Source organism: Niameybacter sp., assembly GCF_036655075.1.
GTDB lineage: Bacteria > Bacillota > Clostridia > Lachnospirales > Cellulosilyticaceae > Holtiella.
This window is the reverse complement of record NZ_JAVVQU010000100.1, coordinates 1-2,619: the sequence shown is the minus strand read 5'-3', so window position 1 is coordinate 2,619 and position 2,619 is coordinate 1. Positions and strand designations below refer to the sequence as shown.

4 protein-coding genes are annotated in these 2,619 nt (G+C 33.0%); 2 read left to right on the top strand and 2 right to left on the bottom strand.

The features are described 5' to 3' along the window. Positions 1 to 375 precede the first annotated feature (375 nt). Entirely contained in the window at positions 376 to 1,014 is a 639-nt protein-coding gene (locus tag RRY75_RS14100; RefSeq protein WP_332717410.1) for a hypothetical protein, read from the top strand. Between the two features lie 36 nt (positions 1,015 to 1,050). Here the strand turns inward: RRY75_RS14100 and RRY75_RS14095 are convergent, their stop codons facing one another. Both RRY75_RS14095 and RRY75_RS14090 read right to left on the bottom strand, forming a co-directional pair. Beyond that, positions 1,051 to 1,581, bottom strand: a complete 531-nt coding sequence (locus RRY75_RS14095) for a transposase (RefSeq protein WP_332717413.1) — start codon at positions 1,579 to 1,581, stop codon at positions 1,051 to 1,053. 49 nt (positions 1,582 to 1,630) lie between these two features. Next, positions 1,631 to 1,966, bottom strand: coding sequence for a helix-turn-helix domain-containing protein (locus RRY75_RS14090; protein ID WP_332717407.1), 336 nt, complete (start codon positions 1,964 to 1,966; stop codon positions 1,631 to 1,633). 173 nt (positions 1,967 to 2,139) lie between these two features. Between RRY75_RS14090 and RRY75_RS14085 the strand changes: the two genes are divergently transcribed. Continuing rightward, positions 2,140 to 2,376 carry a hypothetical protein gene (locus RRY75_RS14085; protein ID WP_332717404.1) on the top strand — a complete coding sequence of 79 codons (237 nt, stop codon included), beginning with the start codon at positions 2,140 to 2,142 and terminating at the stop codon, positions 2,374 to 2,376. Positions 2,377 to 2,619 lie beyond the last annotated feature (243 nt).

Here is a 2,619-nt window from a genome sequence, read left to right as displayed (position 1 = left end):
GGTTAATTGTTCTCAAACGCAAAATAGAGAACTTGCTCTTAATGCAAGTACTTAAGGAAAGTTGCTTTGCTAAGATCTTAAGAATAAAAACTTAAAGATGTTTAAAATTAAATACAAGTTCACTTTTTGTACCATCAGTCTGTCCTTTTTTAGAGATCCTTTCTAGAAAAAGGGCAAAATCAAAGTAAGTATATGCATTATTTAAAAGTCAATGAAAATTTTATCTATAAACTAAACACTAGTGTCACAAAATAAAAGGTTACTAAACTAGTGCTTAAAATAATATATATGCTTAGATTATAAGTAGACTAAAATTGGAGATAATAAAATAAAAACTAATTTTGAGTAGTTTTGACTAAGAAGAAAGGAGCCTAAATGGCAAATTTACAAAAAATAAGAGATGGTAAGCGCACCTATGGGATTACGCCTCATATACCAGGTGGGTTTATTACGGCGGATCAGTTAATTAGAATAGGTGAGATTACAAAGAAATATAATGGAGTAATAAAACTTACATCAGGCCAACGCATACTAATCACTAATCTACAAGAAGAAGATATTTCTGAAATATGGAAAGAATTAGATATGGAACCGGCTGTTAAGGTACAAAACTCTATTAAAAATGTAGAAATGTGTCCAGCAGGATTTTGTAAGCGATCAAAGGTAAATTCTATTGGGATTGGAATGAAATTATCTCATAAATATCAATGGGAAGAGATGCCATGTAGAACAAAAATAGGAGTATCAGGGTGCCTTAATGCGTGTGGAAGTGTATATAGTAAAGATATAGGTGTTATAGGAGATAAAGAAGGATATAGAATAATAGCAGGAGGATCAGCAGGATTTCATCCTAGAGAAGCAAATATTTTAGTAAAAGATTTAACAGAGCAAGAAGCATTACTATATATAGATAAACTAATTACTGTATATAAAGAAAATGCGGAGCCTGGAGAGAAACTAGGTTGTTTTATTGATCGAATAGGTATAGAAAAATTTATTAGTATGATAATGTAGAAAGATTTTTATAGGGTTTTAAATTCAACACTTAACTTATATTAAGAAAGACCTGGCATAAGCAAATGAATGTATTTTACCAGGTCTAGAATTAAGTTCGATAAATAATGCTTCGGTATCCTGGATAAGCTCGACTATACTCCCTCTATCTGAAGGTCTAAATAATTTCTCTTTAAGATAATGCCAAACATTTTCTTGTGGATTCATATAAGGAGAATATCTTGGAAGAAGTATAACTTCCAGAATATCCTTGTTCTTTTGATAGAACTCCTGTATTTTTGCACTCTTATGTGTGGGTGCATTATCCATAAATACTACAACTTTCTTCTGAGGGTTTAGGTCTAACAAATGTTCTAAATGTGCTTGTATTTCTACATTTGTAATAGACTTTTTAGCATTATACACATCATTTACAGTATGAAAGTTATTTAGGATACAGGTTGAGCCAACGATATTAACACCTTTTTTACAGCCATTCTTTACTAGTATAGGAGGTCCCCCCACTGGACTCCAAGAACGCCTATTATCTGATTCTACGCTAATACTTGTTTCATCCAAAGCGTATATAACAGTATCATCATAAGACTCTAAAGTATCTAGAAGGGGTTCGATTTTTTTAAAAAGCTTCTTGCTTACTCTTTTCAGATTTTGTAGGCATAGGTCTAGCTCTTTTGTAAGAAAGATTATTAGCTTTTAAGATGTTCCAAATGGTTACACCTGTGACTGTAACACCAAATGTTTGCTGAGCATAGAGTACAAGTAATTCACATGTCCATGTATATGCAACAAATCCAAAATCTACAGGTGATTTAGACTTAACAGTTTCTAAGAGTTGTGTTATTTCAGAGGCATCCAACTTAGAAGGTTTTTTACCACTACGACGTTCGTCGACAACAGACATCCCTCCTACATTCCACTTCTTAAAATGATTTTGCCTAAGCTTAATCCACAAAGTGGTGCAATGCTAGGAATGATGTGCTATTTTACAGCTATAAGTGGAGGTGAGGCACAATAAGTTCAAACGAAAGATGTAGAAGCGATGGCCTTTATGCGTTGTGTAAATGATAAAGATTTAGAAGAAGACTTGAAAGCGTCTGAAAAGATTACCAAGAAGCCTATGCCTATGTGAAAAAAACTGTTCATACAGTATTTCCAGATGTAGCGATAGCGCCCTATATTTTGCTAGCAGGTTCTGATGCACGTCATATGACCAAGGTGTGTAAATGTACACTTCGATTTGTACCCATTAGGCTTACAAAAGAGCAATTTGCGTCTGTGCATAATACAAAGGAGTGTATTGATTTATCTGTTATTGGTGAGGCGGTAACTTTTTATAAGACGTTAATTCAAAATTATATATAAATAGGGAGATACAGTATCAAAAGGATGCCAAAAGTGTGAAATACGCTTTATTAAAGAATAGTACACTACTCAAAACCTCTCATTTTTAAAGCTTAAAATGAGAGGTTTTAAATTTGAAAAGTCACTATACTTAATTCATAAGGACGGCGTACTGCAGTGCTTTCAAAAATTTTACTAGAGCTTTTCAAAAGATACATTAGATACCACCTTCACAAGCAACCAAGAAAGGCGTATTTCTAAAAG